We start from the raw sequence: 16,670 nt of genomic DNA on the forward strand, positions 1-16,670 counted from the left end.
CGGCGGATCCCTCAGTAATTCGCAAGTGAAAAGCGCAGGGATAGGCCCTTCAGCGCGCGCTGCATAAGCTGTTGTCGCCCGGTTGCAAATAGGGCGTAAGAATCGGCGCCATGCCCTTGAGTACTTGTACCGGCAACGCCGAAGTGAACTTGAAACCCTGGGCCGAAGCACCGGGGACGAAGGCGGTCAGCGTGCCGAAATGATGCTCGCCGATGTAGAACACGAAGGTCGCCGTGCGGTTGATCGCCTTGGAGCTGAGAATCCGCCCACCGGCGCCGATGGCTTCGATCCGGTTGTCCCCGGTACCGGTCTTGCCGCCCATGGCCAGCGGCGTACCGTCCGCCAGTTTGAAACTGCCGGACACGCGCCGTGCGGTGCCCGCGTCCACCACCTGGGACAGCGCGCCCTTGAGCGCCGTGGCCACCTCGGAAGGCAGTACGCGCTTGCCGCGATCGGGGTCATTGACCAGCCGGGTTTCGTACGGGGTGTCGGCGGCAAAGCGCAGGCTGTCGATACGCAGGGTGGGCTGGCGCACCCCGTCGTTGAGGATGATCCCCACCAGCTCTGCCAGCGCTGCCGGGCGGTCGCCGGAGCTGCCGATGGCCGTGGCGAGCGACGGCACCAGGTGGTCGAAGGGGTAGCCGACTTTTTGCCAGCGCTGGTGAATATCCAGGAACGCCTCGATCTCCAGCATGGTGCGGATGCGGCTGTCGCGGGCACTCTTGTGGCGGCTCTTGAACAGCCAGCTGTAAACCTCCTGGCGTTCATGTTCACTGGCGGCGGTGGCCTGGGTGAAGGTGGCGTCGGGGTGTTGCAACAGGTAGCCCATCAACCACAGGTCCAGGGGGTGAACCTTGGCGATATAGCCTTGGTCGGGCAGGTCATAGGCGCCGGGGCCATAGTTCTGGTAGAGCTTGTCGAGGCGCTCGTCGGTGAGTTTCTCAGGGCTTTTCACGCTGCTCAAATGGGAACGGACAAAACTGTTGAAGCTCGCCTGGCTGGCATTGGGCAGCAGGTAGCGGTGCACGGCGGCCAGGCGAATGGCGGTGGGATGCATGCCATCGAGAAAGGTATCGAGGCGCGCCTGGGTATCTTTGTTGCGGTACTTTTTCCAGAACTTGAGCAGGAACGTAGTGCCCTCGCGATCAGCAAACTGGGCCAGGTATTCCTGGCGGCGCGGGTCGTTGTCGTCCTTGAGCAACTCGGCGCTGTTGTTCGGGCCCTGGTAGGTGGTGTAGCGCACCAGGTCACGCATCAGGCGAATGAACGGCAGGTTGATGGACTCGCGCAGGGCTTCGATCAATGTGGGGGTGCGGCCGTTGTCCTGACTGCGGAAGTTGTGGAAGTGGTGCATGCCGCCGCCGGTGAAAAAGCCTTCGCTGGTGTTGGCCGAGTATTGGCGATTGAGGGCGGCGTCGAGCATGGCCGGCAGGTTGCGATCGCTGTTCTGGATCAGGTAATCGAGGGCCCAGCGGGTGATGCGGTCCTGGTCGTCCACCGGAATCTTGCGCAACTGGGCAGCGGGCATCGCGCCGTATTTGTCGTGCAACTCGCTGACGATTTGCAGGTAGGTGGTCATCACCCGCAGCTTGGCGGTGGAGCCCAGTTCCAGCTTGCTGCCTTCGTTGATGTCGAACGGTTGGTCGGTGCTGTCGGTCTGCACCCGCACCCGCGCGCCGTCGGGGGTCATCTCGTAGAGGTTGAAACTGTAGCGCACCTGGGCGGTGCTGGCGGGCGTCAGCAACGTCGGGCCGAGCAGGCCGATCTGCGCGGCGAAGGTAGGGTCGGCGAGGTGCTTGAGGTAGGCGCTGGCCTGGGCTTGCAGGTCCGACTGCAAGGTGCTGGTGGCAGACAGGTCGAGGCGGTCGAGGTCATACAGCGGCTGGTTGAGCAGGGCGGCCAGGCGAGTGCGGGCGACGGTAATACCCTTGTTGGTTTCGATCGGCTGGATCGTCGGTTGCTGTTGCCAGTCACGGTAGGTGACTTTGCTGGCGAGGGCGGCGTTGGCCAGGGCCGGGTCGATCACGTTGTTCTGTGCGAGCAGGCGGATGTGGCTGTCGGTGAGGTCCGCCAGCTCCTTGTGACCCTTGGACAAATAGTGAGACGGGCGGCGCTGGGCGATCATCAGTGACAGCACCTCGCGCAACGCCAAGCCTTTTTGCGGCAGTTGTTTGGGGTCGCGGCTGTTGAGCAGGGCGTTGGTCTGGTTGAAGTCAGCGCCGTACCACACGCGCAAGCCTTCGGCCATGCCGTGCACTTCGCCGTGGCCGGGCACCGCCGACAGGGGCACGCTGTTGAGGTAGTCGCGCACGATGCCCTGGCGGGCAGGGAGGGTTTGCGGGCCGTCCTGGTACGCACGCACGCTGGCGGAAATCATCTGGCGAATTTTCTCGCCGCCGGACAGGGTCAGGCCGTCGGGCGAGTGGCGGTATTTTTCCAGTTGCGTCGCCAGGGTACTGCCGCCTGCTGTCTGGCCGGGCAGGTGCAAGAGCTTGGCCACCTGGGACCAGGCGGCCTTGGCGAAACGCGGCCAATCCACGGCCGGGTTGAGTTGAGGATTTTTCGGGTCGAGCAGGTCGCGGTCTTCGATAAACAGCAGGCTGCTGACCACCACCGGCGGGATCGCCGCAAAGCTTGGGTACAACTGCTGTGGATACGTGAACTGATACAGGGGGGCGGCCCGGCAATCGGTGATAGTCAGGCCGGCCTGCATCTTTTCCGGGTAGGGCACGAACAGGCCGCGCTGGGCGTAGGCCATCAGGTCGGGGGAGAAGCGCGCTTGAGCCTGGATCAGGTAGTCACGCTTGATCAAGCGCGGCAGGAACTCGCCGAGGGTGCTGTAGCCCAGGCGCTTGTCGAAGGGCCCGGCGCCAGGGTAAACCCGTGCATCGCTGGGGCCCGAATGCATTTGGTAGGTGAGGGTTGAGGCGAGGTCGGTGAAGGTTTTGGCCTGCAACCTTGAAGTGCGCATTTCCCGCAGAGCGGCAAAAGCCAGGGCGATCAACGCAATCAACAGCACCAGCCAGAACAGCCGCCACCACAACCGTCGGCGAGGGGGAGGGCTTTGTGGCAATGGCTGTTCATCCGGGCTATCGGTGGAGACCGCAGCCTTGGTCGAAGCGTTTTGCCATAAAGCGCCCATAGTCGATTGATCCATTTACGCAGATTGATCGGACTTGGTTGAAGCTTAGACGGTGGTGGGCGAGTGGGCGGAATTTGTGAGAGGGATGTTGTTTGTGGTGAAGGGGCTTGCTGTGGTGAGGGAGCTTGCTCCCGCTGGAGTGCGAAGCACTCCCAAAGAACCGGCCCCGGTCTAACTGAAAAAACGCATGCCCAGGTTTTGGGTCTGCTGCGCAGACCAGCGGGAGCAAGCTCCCTCGCCACAATGGCGCTTGGTCGTCAGGAAGTGCCGTTCTAGAGCCTCCCCCACCGGTAAATCCGCCAAAGGTCGGGGCATGACGCTGCACCATTACCGTGCAATACTCGCGGCCGTTTGTTGGCGAAGGTTCCTACGCTGGCTAGGTAATGCTCCTCCGCAAAAGGCGTGTTTACCGAGAGTTCCCGCTGAATCTTGCCGTTTATAGAGTGAAAACCCCTGGGTTTAGCTTTTTATACTGCACCCCCGCTGATCTGGCTTGGCCAGACCGTTTTACCCAAAAGGTGAACCGGAAACGGTACGCCATGGCGCACCCGCCACGACGCTCCGGACTCGGTGGCTCATATCCAATAACAAGACGAGGTTGTATCCCTATGCCCGCTGGCAATCACCTGCCCCAAGGCGAGACCGCTCAGGGCGGTCCGCTGAAACGCGAACTTGGCGAACGGCATATTCGCCTGATGGCCCTCGGCGCCTGTATCGGTGTCGGCCTGTTCCTCGGTTCGGCCAAGGCCATTGAAATGGCCGGCCCGGCAATCATGCTGTCGTACATCATCGGCGGTCTGGCGATCCTGGTGATCATGCGCGCCCTCGGTGAGATGGCCGTGCACAACCCGGTGGCCGGCTCCTTCAGCCGCTACGCCCAGGATTACCTCGGCCCGCTGGCGGGCTTTCTCACGGGCTGGAACTACTGGTTCCTGTGGCTGGTGACCTGTGTCGCGGAAATCACCGCCGTCGCCGTCTACATGGGCGTGTGGTTCCCCGATGTGCCACGCTGGATCTGGGCCCTCGGCGCGCTGGTCAGCATGGGCACCATCAACCTGATCGCGGTCAAGGCGTTCGGTGAGTTCGAGTTCTGGTTCGCGCTGATCAAGATCGTCACCATCATTGCCATGGTGATCGGCGGCGTTGGCATCATCGCATTCGGTTTCGGCAACGATGGCGTGGCCCTGGGGATTTCCAACCTGTGGACCCACGGCGGCTTTATGCCCAACGGCGTACAGGGCGTGTTGATGTCCCTGCAAATGGTGATGTTCGCCTACCTGGGCGTGGAGATGATCGGCCTCACCGCCGGTGAAGCGAAGAACCCGCAGAAGACCATACCGAGTGCCATCGGCTCGGTGTTCTGGCGCATCCTGCTGTTCTACGTCGGTGCGTTGTTCGTGATCCTGTCGATCTACCCGTGGAACGAAATCGGCACCCAGGGCAGCCCGTTCGTGATGACCTTTGAGCGCCTCGGTATCAAGACTGCCGCCGGCATCATCAACTTCGTGGTGATCACTGCGGCGCTGTCGTCGTGCAACGGCGGTATCTTCAGCACCGGGCGCATGCTCTACAGCCTGGCGCAGAATGGCCAGGCCCCGGCCACGTTCGGTACTACGTCAAGCAACGGCGTGCCGCGCAAGGCGCTGCTGCTGTCGATCTTCGTCTTGTTGCTGGGCGTGTTGCTCAACTACATGGTCCCGGAAAAAGTCTTCGTGTGGGTCACCTCCATCGCCACCTTTGGTGCGATCTGGACCTGGCTGATGATCCTCCTGGCCCAGCTCAAGTTCCGCAAGAGCCTGACCCAGGCCGAACGTGACGGCCTCAAATACCGTATGTGGCTGTACCCGGTCAGCTCCTATCTGGCGCTGGCGTTCCTGGTGTTGGTGGTGGGGTTGATGGCGTACTTCCCGGATACCCGCGTGGCGCTGTATGTTGGCCCAGCGTTCCTGGTGGTGCTGACGGTGTTGTTCTACGTGTTCAAGTTGCAGCCCACCCAAGCTGCGGCGCGCGCCGCAAGCTGATTGTTCCGCGCTCAACAAAAAGCCCCTTTCGGGGCTTTTTGTTTTTCAGGCGGTGGCGATGCGTGCCGGTTGGGTGAGCCGCTTGTTCAAATCCAGCCAGGCCCCCAGCAACGCCATCAGCCCTGCGCCTACCAGTGCGGTGAAGATTTGCATGGCGAAGGCATCGCCGGTGATCGCATTGATCATGTCCGCCAGGGGCGCCAGCAACACCCCCAGGCAGAACACTTCCAGGGAGTAACGCCCCATGCGGCAGGTTTGTTGTGCCAGCCAGTTTTGCGTCCAGGCGCGGCCGGGCAACAGTTTGGCGGTGACATAGGCCAGGGCCAGGAAGTGCAGCAGACGCACCGGCGACAGGTCGGTCTTGCTGATGGGGTACAGCAGGTCGCTGAGTGCCGATGGCATCAGCGCATCGTGGATTTCAGGCCAGCGCCACGAGAGCGTGAGAACCCCCGCGACCAGCGCGTACACCGCCGCAGCCACGAACAGCGGCTGACGCAACAGCCCACGGGTTTCTGCGGGGCGTGGCTGCTGCGCATGAATCGCCGCCGCACCGCCCAGCACAAACAGCAACTGCCAGGTCACCGGATTGAAGTACCACACGCCGTCGGCAATCGCCGACAGGTTCCAGCCCAGGTGCGGTGCCAGCAGGTACACCGCCAGCGAAACAGCCACCACCGCCCAGGTCTTGCGCAACAGCAACGGCAGCACCAGCGGCAAGCAACCCAGCAGCACGATGTACAGCGGCAGCGGGTCCATCAGGTTGGGCTTGAAGCGCAATAGCAACTCATCCACCAACGCTTGCTGGGGATGGGTGACGAAGTGCGTCAGGCCCATCTCCTCAACGAGGTCACGGGTTTCCACATGGCTGTTGGCGAAGAACACGATGCCCATCAGCATCGCCAGCAAGAAGATATGCACCACGTACAGCACCCAGGTGCGTCGCCAAATCTTTACGCAGGTGATCAAGTAACCGTCGCGCTGCAGGATCTTGCCGTAGGCCAGCACCGCCGCATAACCGGCCAAAAACACGAAGACTTCCGCCGCGTCGCTGAAACCGACGTTGCGCAGGGTGATCTGGCCCAGAGGGTTGTGGGGCACGTGATCCCAGAAAATGAAAATCAACGCCAGGCCCCGAAAAAAATCGATGCGCGGGTCGCGTCCGTTCAGCATGGCAGCGTGCTCTTGAACAAAGGGTTTAGTAGTGACAAGCGGACGACGGCTTTTGTCGAGCCGTACGTCGGGCGGGGCGCAGGTTGGCGGTATTTGTAAGCAATTGCAAAGCTGAGTTTTTTGCTGAATGTCTCATCGCTTCGTTTAAACGTCGATGATCACCAGCGTGCCGTGGCTACCGGCAAGTACCGCATGGGCGATGCCGGCTTCCACCAGGTACATCTGACCGGCGACGACGTCGATGGCCTGCTCGCCGATGGACAGGCGCAAAAGGCCGTCGATCACCAACAGCCCTTCGTTGTAGTCGTGGGTTTCTTCTTCATAGGCCTGTGCGTCCATGCGCAGCACCTTGATCCGCGCCGGGCCGACGTGGCCCAGGCGGGTGGATTTCCAGGTGTCCGGAAGTTGTGCGGCGATGGCGGTGAAGTCCAGTAACGGCATGGTGAAGCTCCTTGTTTCAACGATGCCGTTCGGTGGTCCGGTTCAGGCGCAAAAGGGATGGCTTAGAACGCGTCCATCAGCAAAACCCGGCAGGGTTTGGCTTCGTATTGGTTGATCTGCGGCACCAGGCGGGTGAAGTGCTCCGTCTGGCAGTGCGCATCCAGCGCGGCCTGGTCGGGCCATTGCTCGACAAAGATAAAGTGCCCGGGGTCTTTCTGGTCGACGAACAGATCGTAGGCGATGCACAGCGGTTCCTGGCGGGTTTTCTCTACCAGTTCGGCGTACCACGGGCGCACGGTGTCGAGGTGTTCGGGTTTGATGAAGTCTTCGGCAATCACTTTCAGCATCGTATCGCTCCGTTAAACAGATCAGGCTGCGGCGATTTCATTCGGCTCAAAACTATCGGCCCGCGCCATCTGCCACATGCGCGAGTAAAACTCGCCGTTCACTTCGCCGGTGAGCAATTCACCTGGCTTGAGGAACACATGCAACTGTGAGAACAACTTGATCTCGGTGGCCGACATACGTCGCACCAAATGCTTGGCCGATAGCTGCGATGGGTGATCGAGACCGGCGGCGGCGAGCATTTCGGCCAGGGCCTTCAGGGTGTTGCGGTGGAAGTTGAACACGCGCTGGGCCTTGTCCGGCACCACCAGTGCCCGTTGGCGCAATGGGTCCTGAGTGGCCACGCCGGTAGGGCATTTGTTGGTGTGGCAGCTTTGCGACTGGATGCAACCAATGGCGAACATGAAACCCCGCGCCGAGTTGGCCCAGTCGGCGCCGATGGCCAGGACGCTGGCGATGTCGAACGCGCTGACGATCTTGCCGCTGGCGCCGAGCTTGATTTTGTCCCGCAGGTTCAAGCCCACCAGGGTGTTGTGCACGAACAACAAGCCTTCACGCAGCGGCACGCCAATGTGGTCGGTGAACTCCACCGGCGCGGCGCCGGTGCCGCCCTCCTTGCCGTCCACCACGATGAAGTCCGGGAGGATGCCGGTTTCCAGCATGGCCTTGGCGATGCCCATGAATTCCCACGGGTGGCCCAGGCAGAACTTGAAGCCCACCGGTTTACCGCCCGACAGTTCACGCAACTGGGCGATGAAATGCATCATTTCGATGGGGGTGGAAAACGCACTGTGGCGCGACGGCGAGATGCAGTCTTCACCCATCATGATGCCGCGGGTCTCGGCGATTTCCTTGGTCACCTTGTGCTTGGGCAGGATCCCGCCGTGGCCCGGTTTGGCGCCTTGGCTCATCTTGATTTCGATCATCCGCACTTGCGGGTTCTGCGCCTGCACGGCGAAACGTTCCGGGTCGAAAAGGCCGGCGCTGGTGCGGCAACCGAAGTAGCCGCTGCCCAGTTCCCAGGTCAGGTCGCCGCCGTTTTCCCGGTGATAGGGGCTGATACTGCCTTCACCGGTGTCGTGGGCGAAGTTGCCGAGCTTGGCACCCTGGTTGAGGGCGCGAATCGCGTTGGCGCTCAACGAGCCGAAACTCATGGCCGAGATGTTGAACACCGAGGCCGAGTACGGCTGCTTGCACTGCGGGCCACCGACCATCACGCGAAACGCGCTGGGGTCGCTCAACGGCGCGGGGCGCATGGAGTGGCCGATAAATTCAAAGCCGGACTGATACACGTCGATCAGCGTACCGAAGGGTTTGTCGGCGCTTTCGTTCTTGGCGCGGGAATAGACCAGCGAGCGCTGGGCCCGGGAAAAGGGCAGGGCGTCGCTGTCGGATTCCAGCAGGTATTGGCGGATTTCCGGACGGATGCCTTCCACCAGGTAACGGATATTGCCCAGGATCGGGTAGTTGCGGCGCACCGCGTGGGGGCTTTGCAGCAGGTCGAAAATGCCGATCAGGCTGAGGATGCCGGTGACCGTCGCGATCGGCCACACCCATTCGTGTTCGATAAACGGCATGCTGGCGAGGGTGAAAATGACGCAGGCGGCAAAGAACGCGTAACGGCTTAGTAACGACAGGCTCATACGGTTTTCCTTAGGTTCCACTCATCAGTAATACGATTTTCAGGCGTTTTGCGCCTGCAGAAAAATCGAGAACAGCTCCGACTGGGATTTGATCCCCAGCTTGCTGTACATGTGTTTCTTATGGACTTTCACGGTTTCAACAGAGATTTCCAGCTTACGAGCGATTTCCTTGCTGGAGCAACCACTGAGCATCAAACGGCCCACATCCAGCTCCCGCGCGGTGAGTTGCGCGCCCCAGCCATCGTTGTGGATCGGCGGCTCCGGGGCGCTCACCTGGTTGAGTTCATGGGGCAGGCGTTGGCGCAGCAAGCCCAGCACCCACGGCTGAATCAGCGACAGCAGGGCAATCTGCTGCGGGTCAAAGCGCTGTTTGGAGCCCAGGGACAGGCATAAGGTTCGCCCGTCCGGTTGCTGGCAGTTGAACTGGATTTCATCGGCCACCACGTTCAGCCGGAAGTAGCGCTGGTAGTACTCGGTCAGCTCGAAATGCTCCGGGGCCACTTCGGCCAGGCGAAACAGCCCGGTGCGCGAGTGTTCACGGCTGGCGATGTAGAAGGGGTCGAGCAGGTACAAGCCGTTGAGGTAATCCTGGAACAGATGGTCCGGCTCACCGTCCTGGCCCGGGCATTCGGCGAACACCAGGGGCTTGTGCTCGCTGCTGAACAGCAACACCACCCAACTGTCGAACGGCACATATTGGTCCAGCAACCGGACCAGCTGCGTCCAGAAATTCGGCTGGTCCAGGGCGTCTATCATCTGCCCCACCGAACGGTGCCAGGCGATGTCTTCCAGCGACAATGTCATGCATCTACCCCCATAGGGTTAACCCGGCTGCGTGATTTCCCGAGTGTTCGCGGCTGCGCATACTGCGCCACAGATAAAGAACAAGGAATAACCATGAAGGTCGAATTTGCCCAACTGGCAGGCCGCGATAACGGCACAGCTTACAACCTTGAGCGCGCTTTGGCGGCGATTGCTGCGTGTGCGGCGGATACCCAATTGGTCGTATTCCCGGAAACCCACCTGATGGGCTTCCCGACCGCCGGCACTGTGGCCGAGGTGGCCGAGCCGGTGGAGGGCCCGACCGTCCAGGCGATTATCCAGGCGGCGCGCACGCGCAATATTGCCGTTGTCATCGGCATGGCCGAGAACGACGCAGGCCAGTTCTACAACACCACCTTGATGATCACCCCGGACGGTATCGCCCTGCGCTATCGCAAGACCCACCTGTGGGCCTCGGACCGCGGCGTGTTCACTCCCGGCGACCGCTACGCCACCTGCGAGTGGAACGGCGTGCGCGTGGGCCTGCTGATCTGCTACGACATCGAATTCCCGGAAACCGCCCGCGCCCTGGCGCAGTTGGGGGCTGAAGTGTTGATCGTCACCAACGGCAACATGGACCCGTACGGCCCCACCCACCGCACCGCGATCATGGCCCGCGCCCAGGAAAATCAGGCGTTTGCACTGATGGTCAACCGGGTGGAAGAGGGCGACGACGGCCTGATGTTTGCCGGTGGCAGTGCGCTGGTGGACCCGTTTGGCAGCTTGCTGTTCGAAGCCGGGCGCGAGGAAGGGCAATTCAGGGTTGAACTGGACCTGGGGCAACTGGCGGCGGCACGACAGGATTATCGCTACCTGGATGACCAGCGCTTGAAATTGCCGGGGGAGGTGATTGAGCGCACGGGCGGAACGCGGGAGTTATTGATCCCGAAACCCTGACCCCGATTCCCTACCACAGGAGATCCAATGTGGGAGCTGTCGAGCCCCAGCGAGGCTGCGATAGCGGTGGGTCAAACGCTATCAATAGTGACTGTGCTGACGTCATCGCAGCCTCGCTGAAGCTCGACAGCTCCCACAGGGAACTCGCTTCATTACAACCAGAAATACTGTTCCCACCCATAAAAATAGCTTTCGCTGCACCGACTTCAGTCCTGCCATAACTCTAATAATTGCGCGGAGAATCGCTCATGGCTCGTTTGCAACGCACCCTGTCGCTAGGGTCGGTGGTGCTGTTTGGCATCGCCTATATGACACCGATCATTGTCTTGGGTACCTTCGGCATCCTGGCGCAATCCACCGCCGGGATGGTCCCGGCCGCTTACCTGGCCGCGCTGGTGGCGATGTTCTTCACCGCCATGAGCTACGGCCGCATGGCCTCGGCGTTCCCGGTGGCCGGTTCCGCCTACAGCTATGTGCGCAAGGCCATCAGCCCCAAGCTCGGGTTTATCGCCGGTTGGGCGGTGTTGCTCGACTACCTGTTCCTGCCCATGGCCATCTGGCTGATCGGCGCGGCCTACCTGCATTCGGCCTTTCCGGCAGTGCCCCAATGGGTCTGGGTACTGGCGTTTATCGGTGTCACCAGCGTGATCAACATCATCGGCCTGAAACTCGCCAACGGCATCAACGCCTTGCTGATGCTGGTGCAGTTCCTGGTGCTGATCGCCTTCGTCGCGCTGTGCATCCACTACATCGGCGGTGATGCGAGCAAGCCGCTGTGGACCATCACCCCGTTCTTCAATGGCCAGATGCAAATGCCGTTGATCATGAGCGGCGCAGCGATCGCCTGCTATTCGTTCCTGGGCTTTGACGCGGTCAGCACCCTGACCGAAGAAACCCGTGACCCGCGCCGCACCATTCCCCGGGCGATCATGCTGATCACCCTGATCGGCGGGCTGATCTTTGTTGGGGTGTCGTACTTCGTGCAGATCGCTCACCCATCGTTCGAATTTACCGACGTGGACTCCGCAGCCTACGAGATTGCCCGCAACATTGGCGGCGACCTGTTCGTGTCGATCTTCCTGATCGGCCTGATCGTCGGCCAGTTCGCTTCAGGTTTGTCGGCCCAGGCCAGTGGTTCGCGGTTGCTGTTTGCGATGGGGCGCGACGGGGTGTTGCCCAAGTCGTTCTTCGGCACCTTGCATGCGCGCTTCGGCACGCCGGTCAACAGCATCCTGCTGTGCGCGGTGGTTGCGTTACTGGCGTTGAGACTGGACGTGACCACCTCGACCTCGTTCATCAACTTCGGCGCGTTCCTGGCTTTCAGCCTGGTGAACCTGTCGGTGATCTTTCACTACTGGATCGGCGCGAAGCAGCGCGGGTTGCGGGAGCTGGTGTTGTTCGTGGTGTTCCCCACCATAGGCCTGGTGGCGGATTTGTGGCTGATGGTCAGCCTCGATCACCTGGCGATCTACCTGGGCCTGAGCTGGTTGGCGATTGGCCTGGTGTACCTGGGTTTCCTGACGCGGGGCTTCTCGCAACAGCCGCCGGAAATGGACTTTCAGGAAGCCGCATAGAAGCTCGGGGTCTATTCTTATTGCAATCGGTTCTCGTTTGGGTGCATCATTTGTGTTACTGTATAACACTTGATGTTCACCCAGACGCCCCGGAGGCCTTATGAAACCTGGTATCCACCCCGACTACCGCACCGTGTTGTTCCATGACACCGCCGCCGACGTTTTCTTCCTGATCGGTTCCACGGTGGAAACCGACCGTACGCAGAAGCACAGCGACGGCAACACCTACCCTTACGTGCTCCTCGACGTATCCAGCGCCTCGCACCCGGTATACACCGGCCAGCAGCGCAAGACCCAATCCGAAGGCCGCATCGCCGGCTTCAACAAACGGTTTGCGTCGTTTGGTTCGAGCCCGAAGAACGCCGAAGCCTGAGCCTGTCCCCTGTAGAGGATTGCCTTTACAGGGGATCTGTCGTCTGGCGAATCGGCAACACCACCCGAAACGTCGTGCCTTTGCCCACTTCGCTGTTCACTGAAATGGTCCCGTGATGCTTCTTCACAATGCCATACGACAGGGACAGCCCCAGGCCTGTACCTTCGCCCACCGGCTTGGTGGTGAAGAACGGGTCGAAGATCTTCTGCACGGTCTCCGGCGCGATCCCGCAGCCGGTGTCCGCCACTTCCAGCCAGACCTGGTCGCCCTCCACGCCATTGCTGAGGGTGATGGTGCCGCGTTCCGGGCCCATGGCCTGGGCGGCGTTGATCACCAGGTTCATCACCACCTGATTGAGCTGCGAGGCCAGGCATTCAATGTCCGGCAGCTTCTGGAAACGCTTGACCACATCGGCCTTGTACTTGAGTTCGCTGGCGACGATGTTCAGGGTTGAGTCGATACCCTGTTGCAGGTTTGCCCACTGCCATTTCTCGTCGTTGTCGACCCGCGAGAAATCCTTCAGGTCCTTGACGATCCGGGCCACGCGGCCAATGCCGTCCTTGGATTCGTGGATCAGAATCGGAATGTCTTCCTTGAGAAACTCCAGGTCCATGGCCTTGCGCAGGCGTTGCAATTGCGCCAGGCATTCACCGGGCGCGAGGGCTTCTTCGGCCTGCTGATAGGCGTCGAGCATCTGTTGCAACTGTTTGAAGTAGCCGTCCAGGGTGCTCAGGTTGGAGGAGATGAACCCCACCGGGTTGTTGATTTCATGGGCCATGCCCGCCGCGAGCTGGCCCAGGGACGCGAGTTTTTCCGACTGCACCAACTGGCTTTCCAGTTGCTTGCGCTCATCGATTTCCAGCTGCAGCGCCTGGCTGGTCAAGGTCAATGCATGGGTACGTTGCTCCACCAGATGCTCCAGGTGACTGGTTTGCAGGGACGCACGTCGGGCCATGTCCCATTTGGCGGCCAGGGTGTTAGCCATCTGTTGGACTTCGATGTTGTCGAAAGGCTTTTTCAGGATCAGCAGGCGGTCATGGCCCTGCAGCCGAAACAGCAGTTCTTCCCAGGAATAATCGGAGTAGGCGGTGCACACCACCACTTGCAGTTGCGGGTCGACTTTCCATAATTCTTCGATGGTTTGCGCGCCGTCCCAGCCCTGAGGCATGCGCATGTCGACAAAGGCCAGGGCGTAGGGACGCTCTTGTTGCATGGCTTGGCACAGCAACTGCAATCCTTCCTGGCCGCCGTAGGCCGAATCCAGCTCAAAGGCCAGGGCCTGGGGTTTGGCGCTGTCGCCGAAGAGCGCAGTTTCCATCTCATCCAGTTCGTGGTTCGCGTCGACGGGCGGCATCAAAATCTTGCGAAAGTCCTCGTGAATCGACGGGGTGTCATCGATCAATAAGATTCGCCGGTTTGGTGGTTTATTCATGCTCAAGTCCGTGCGGGATCAAGGGGGATGAGCAAGGTGAACAACGCGCCTTTGCCCGGGCCATCGCTGTGGGCAGTCAGGCGGCCCTTCATTTCCAGGGCCGCCAGGGCGCAGCTGTGCAGGCCAAAGCCGTGGCCTTCCTTGCGGGTGGTAAAACCGTGGGTGAAGATTCGCGTCATGTTTTCTGCGGGTATGCCTTCGCCCTCGTCCCTGACGCTGATCTGCAAGGTGCCGTCGTCCAGCGGCAGCACCGTCAGGGTCATTTGCCGGGTGCGGTCGGTGAGGTTGGACATGGCGTACTTGGCGTTGCTGATCAGGTTGACCAGGATCAGCAGCAACCGATGCTTGTCGACCATGATCTCGGGGACGTCGTGGTAGTTCTTGACCACGGTCACATGGTGGCGGCTCAGGGCCCCGGAATTCATGCGCAACGCATCCTCCATCAAGGCGCTGATATGCACCGGCTCCAGCAGTGTGGATGCGCCGGCGTAGGACTGCTGGGTGGAAACAATGTCCTTGATGTGGTCGACGCTTTTGCTCAGTTGCGCCAGTTCCTCGGTGAGGCCCTGCTGTTCAGTGGCGATGGCGTCGACCAACTGGTTCAGGTAATCGGGCAACAACTTGCCTTTTTCATTCTCGGTGAGAAAGGTCCCCAGGTCGCGGCGGTGCTCGTTGATCAACTGCATGGCCTTGCCCAGCCCCAGCGCCTTGCTGGTGCGCAGCTTGCGCGTCACCAGCTCGGCGGAGATATTCACGCTGTTGAGTACGTTGCCGACGTTGTGCAGCACGTTGGTGGCAATTTCCGCCATGCCGGCCTGGCGGGCGCTGTCCAGGAGTTCACCCTGGGCATCCTTGAGTTCCCGGGTACGCTCCTCGACGCGTTGCTCAAGGTTTTCGTTGACCACATGCAAAGCCCGGTTGACCCGGTTGATCTCGGCGAAACTGCGCAACAGGCGAATCGCCAGGTACAGCAGCAGCGCCACCAACAAGGTCGAAAACACCAGCAGGTAGCGATGGTATTTCTGGTCGAGCAGGTCGGCGGCCGCCTGGTCCTGGTTGAGCTGGTTGGTCAGGTCGTCCAGATGATCGGCCAGCGGCACGGCGGCGATGCGTTCGAGCAGGTCGTTGACCACGGGCTGTTCCCGCAGGATCAGCGAAATATGCTTGCTGAGAATCTCCACCGGCACCTGGAACGACTCGGGCAGGCTCAGTTTATTGATCGCCAGTTTGTTCAGGCCCACCAGAATGTCGGCGGCCTTGTCGTCGCTGGTCACCTGGGCGAATTCGAGGCTGCTCAGGAGTACGTCGTAGGTGTCGGTGGCGATGCTTTGCTGAAGCAGCTTGTCCCCGTCGGTGAGTGCCAGGAACTGCGCCTGAATATCGTCTTCGGCCGTGGGCAGGAAGGCCAGAGAGTTGCGCAGTACCGCATTGTGGGACTTGAATTGCTCCACCAGCCGGGCCTTTTCCTGGATTGCCTGGCGATAGGCATCCTGGCTGGATTGCCAGTGGGCCGGGTCTTCGTGAGTGTTCTGCGACTCGCGGCGCTCAAGCTGGGCCCACAGGTCGTTTATCTCTTTGAGGGGGGCGACCAAGGGGTCGTAGTTGTGGGTCAGGGCAATCCTGGCCTTGAGCACTTCGCTGTCCCATTGTGAGTTCAGTTGCTTGATTTCGCGGATCAGGTCGCGGGATTCGGTGTAGGTGGTCTGTTCGCTCGATGACTTGAGGTACAGGAATACCAGGGTCGAGGCCAGTATCAGGGTCATGGCGCTGAGCATGAGCTGGGTGGCGCGGCGGGAGAGCTTCATAGGGGCTTGCCTGCCCATTCGCCGGTCAGGGTTTTCAGAAACAGCACGATCAGGGTCTTGTCTTCAGCGGAGGGAATGCGCCCCAACTGGTACTTGAACATCACGTCGACGGCTTCTTCGAGGGTCTTGGCCGAGGCGTCGTGAAAGTACGGGGCGGTGACCGCCACATTCCTCAGGCTGGGCACCTTGAACACGTTGCGGTCTTCCTCGTCCTTGGTCAGCAGGTAGCGTCCCAGGTCGGCTTCGGTGGGGTTGCCACGGGCTTTGAAGTAATCGTCCATCACGCCGAATTTCTGGTACATGTTGCCGCCGATATTGGCGCCCTGATGGCAAGCGATGCAGCCGTATTCCTTGAAACGCTGGTAGCCGTATTTTTCTTCAATGGTGAGGATATCGGTGTTGCCCAGCAGGTATTGGTCGAAGCGCGAATTGGGAGTGAGCAGGGTACGTTCATAGGTCGCCAGGGCATTTTGCACCGTGGCGGGCGTAATGCCGTCGGGGTAGATCTGTTGGAAGGTGGTCTGATAGTGGGGCAGCGCCGACAAGGTCTGGATCACGGTTTTCCAGTCGTTGCCCATTTCCAAGGGGCTGGTGACCACTTGTTCTACCTGCGCCTCAAGAGTGTCGACCCGTGCGTTCCAGAATTGTTTGAAGTTCAGGCTCGCGTTGAACACGGTCGGGGTGTTGAGCGCCACGGGCTTGCCGTCGAACCCCAGGGAAAACGGCTGATTGTCGACGCCGCCGGTTTGCAGGTCATGGCAGCTGGCGCAGGACTTGGTGTTGTTGACCGACAGTTGTGTTTCGTTGAACAACTGGCGCCCCAGCTCCACCGTTGCCGGATCCAGTTGCGGTATCGGTGGCAGCGGCTTGAGCGGTTCGTCCAGGGGCGCGGCCATCACGGGCAGGCAGGTCGCCAGCCAAAACAGGATGGTGAGCCCGGGCACCCATGAAGACCGGTGAACATTGCGTGGCGTGGCGTCGCTCAAGCGATGATTCCTTGGGGAA

13 protein-coding genes are annotated in these 16,670 nt (G+C 60.8%); 4 read left to right on the forward strand and 9 right to left on the reverse strand.

Annotation, left to right across the window (positions count from 1 at the left end; all coding sequences use genetic code 11):
- Positions 1–49 precede the first annotated feature (49 nt).
- A complete protein-coding gene (locus BLU46_RS22225; RefSeq protein WP_093205459.1) occupies positions 50–3,142 on the reverse strand; it encodes a transglycosylase domain-containing protein in 3,093 nt (1,030 codons plus the stop codon).
- 608 nt (positions 3,143–3,750) lie between these two features.
- On the opposite strand from BLU46_RS22225, the gene BLU46_RS22235 reads away from it, so the two are divergent.
- Positions 3,751–5,163, forward strand: coding sequence for an amino acid permease (locus tag BLU46_RS22235; protein ID WP_063027368.1), 1,413 nt, complete (start codon positions 3,751–3,753; stop codon positions 5,161–5,163).
- Between the two features lie 45 nt (positions 5,164–5,208).
- Here BLU46_RS22235 and BLU46_RS22240 read toward each other — a convergent pair whose 3' ends face one another.
- From BLU46_RS22240 to BLU46_RS22260, 5 genes are all read right to left on the reverse strand, one after another.
- Complete coding sequence (locus BLU46_RS22240) at positions 5,209–6,333, reverse strand: OpgC family protein (protein WP_093205463.1); 1,125 nt, start codon at positions 6,331–6,333, stop codon at positions 5,209–5,211.
- A gap of 144 nt (positions 6,334–6,477) precedes the next feature.
- Positions 6,478–6,774, reverse strand: coding sequence for a cupin domain-containing protein (locus BLU46_RS22245; RefSeq protein ID WP_093205466.1), 297 nt, complete (start codon positions 6,772–6,774; stop codon positions 6,478–6,480).
- 62 nt (positions 6,775–6,836) lie between these two features.
- Positions 6,837–7,121: a putative quinol monooxygenase gene (locus BLU46_RS22250; RefSeq protein ID WP_063027374.1), complete on the reverse strand. Its 285-nt coding sequence runs from the start codon at positions 7,119–7,121 to the stop codon at positions 6,837–6,839.
- Positions 7,122–7,142: 21 nt separating this feature from the next.
- Positions 7,143–8,762: an FMN-binding glutamate synthase family protein gene (locus tag BLU46_RS22255; protein WP_063027376.1), complete on the reverse strand. Its 1,620-nt coding sequence runs from the start codon at positions 8,760–8,762 to the stop codon at positions 7,143–7,145.
- A gap of 39 nt (positions 8,763–8,801) precedes the next feature.
- Positions 8,802–9,566 carry a helix-turn-helix transcriptional regulator gene (locus tag BLU46_RS22260; RefSeq protein WP_093205468.1) on the reverse strand — a complete coding sequence of 255 codons (765 nt, stop codon included), beginning with the start codon at positions 9,564–9,566 and terminating at the stop codon, positions 8,802–8,804.
- Positions 9,567–9,659: 93 nt separating this feature from the next.
- Between BLU46_RS22260 and BLU46_RS22265 the strand changes: the two genes are divergently transcribed.
- From BLU46_RS22265 to BLU46_RS22275, 3 genes are all read left to right on the forward strand, one after another.
- Complete coding sequence (locus BLU46_RS22265; RefSeq protein WP_093205470.1) at positions 9,660–10,481, forward strand: carbon-nitrogen hydrolase family protein; 822 nt, start codon at positions 9,660–9,662, stop codon at positions 10,479–10,481.
- A 248-nt stretch (positions 10,482–10,729) separates the two neighbouring features.
- On the forward strand, positions 10,730–12,055 hold the full coding sequence (locus BLU46_RS22270) for an APC family permease (RefSeq protein WP_063027382.1): 1,326 nt from the start codon (positions 10,730–10,732) through the stop codon (positions 12,053–12,055).
- Positions 12,056–12,155: 100 nt separating this feature from the next.
- Positions 12,156–12,428 (forward strand): type B 50S ribosomal protein L31, encoded by a 273-nt coding sequence (locus tag BLU46_RS22275; protein WP_017480090.1) that lies wholly within the window; start codon positions 12,156–12,158, stop codon positions 12,426–12,428.
- 25 nt (positions 12,429–12,453) lie between these two features.
- Here the strand turns inward: BLU46_RS22275 and BLU46_RS22280 are convergent, their stop codons facing one another.
- Genes BLU46_RS22280 through BLU46_RS22290 form a run of 3 tightly spaced genes read right to left on the reverse strand, consistent with a single transcriptional unit; the run spans position 12,454 to position 16,609 of the window.
- Positions 12,454–13,860, reverse strand: coding sequence for an ATP-binding protein (locus BLU46_RS22280; protein WP_093205472.1), 1,407 nt, complete (start codon positions 13,858–13,860; stop codon positions 12,454–12,456).
- Between the two features lie 2 nt (positions 13,861–13,862).
- Complete coding sequence (locus BLU46_RS22285; protein ID WP_093205475.1) at positions 13,863–15,665, reverse strand: DAHL domain-containing protein; 1,803 nt, start codon at positions 15,663–15,665, stop codon at positions 13,863–13,865.
- Positions 15,662–16,609, reverse strand: coding sequence for a cytochrome-c peroxidase (locus BLU46_RS22290; RefSeq protein WP_231988904.1), 948 nt, complete (start codon positions 16,607–16,609; stop codon positions 15,662–15,664). The genes BLU46_RS22285 and BLU46_RS22290 overlap by 4 nt, the downstream gene beginning before the upstream one ends.
- Between the last annotated feature and the right edge of the window lie 61 nt (positions 16,610–16,670).

It is taken from the genome of Pseudomonas yamanorum (genome assembly GCF_900105735.1).
Taxonomy (GTDB): domain Bacteria; phylum Pseudomonadota; class Gammaproteobacteria; order Pseudomonadales; family Pseudomonadaceae; genus Aquipseudomonas; species Aquipseudomonas yamanorum.

What these genes read in the sequence shown, in the direction of transcription:
- BLU46_RS22265 (WP_093205470.1), top strand. Translation starts at nt 9,660, where the DNA reads ATGAAGGTCGAATTTGCCCAACTGGCAGGCCGCGATAACGGCACAGCT.
- BLU46_RS22240 (WP_093205463.1), bottom strand. Translation starts at nt 6,333, where the DNA reads ATGCTGAACGGACGCGACCCGCGCATCGATTTTTTTCGGGGCCTGGCG.
- BLU46_RS22225 (WP_093205459.1), bottom strand. Translation starts at nt 3,142, where the DNA reads ATGGGCGCTTTATGGCAAAACGCTTCGACCAAGGCTGCGGTCTCCACC.
- BLU46_RS22285 (WP_093205475.1), bottom strand. Translation starts at nt 15,665, where the DNA reads ATGAAGCTCTCCCGCCGCGCCACCCAGCTCATGCTCAGCGCCATGACC.
- BLU46_RS22275 (WP_017480090.1), top strand. Translation starts at nt 12,156, where the DNA reads ATGAAACCTGGTATCCACCCCGACTACCGCACCGTGTTGTTCCATGAC.
- BLU46_RS22245 (WP_093205466.1), bottom strand. Translation starts at nt 6,774, where the DNA reads ATGCCGTTACTGGACTTCACCGCCATCGCCGCACAACTTCCGGACACC.
- BLU46_RS22235 (WP_063027368.1), top strand. Translation starts at nt 3,751, where the DNA reads ATGCCCGCTGGCAATCACCTGCCCCAAGGCGAGACCGCTCAGGGCGGT.
- BLU46_RS22250 (WP_063027374.1), bottom strand. Translation starts at nt 7,121, where the DNA reads ATGCTGAAAGTGATTGCCGAAGACTTCATCAAACCCGAACACCTCGAC.
- BLU46_RS22270 (WP_063027382.1), top strand. Translation starts at nt 10,730, where the DNA reads ATGGCTCGTTTGCAACGCACCCTGTCGCTAGGGTCGGTGGTGCTGTTT.
- BLU46_RS22255 (WP_063027376.1), bottom strand. Translation starts at nt 8,762, where the DNA reads ATGAGCCTGTCGTTACTAAGCCGTTACGCGTTCTTTGCCGCCTGCGTC.
- BLU46_RS22260 (WP_093205468.1), bottom strand. Translation starts at nt 9,566, where the DNA reads ATGACATTGTCGCTGGAAGACATCGCCTGGCACCGTTCGGTGGGGCAG.
- BLU46_RS22280 (WP_093205472.1), bottom strand. Translation starts at nt 13,860, where the DNA reads ATGAATAAACCACCAAACCGGCGAATCTTATTGATCGATGACACCCCG.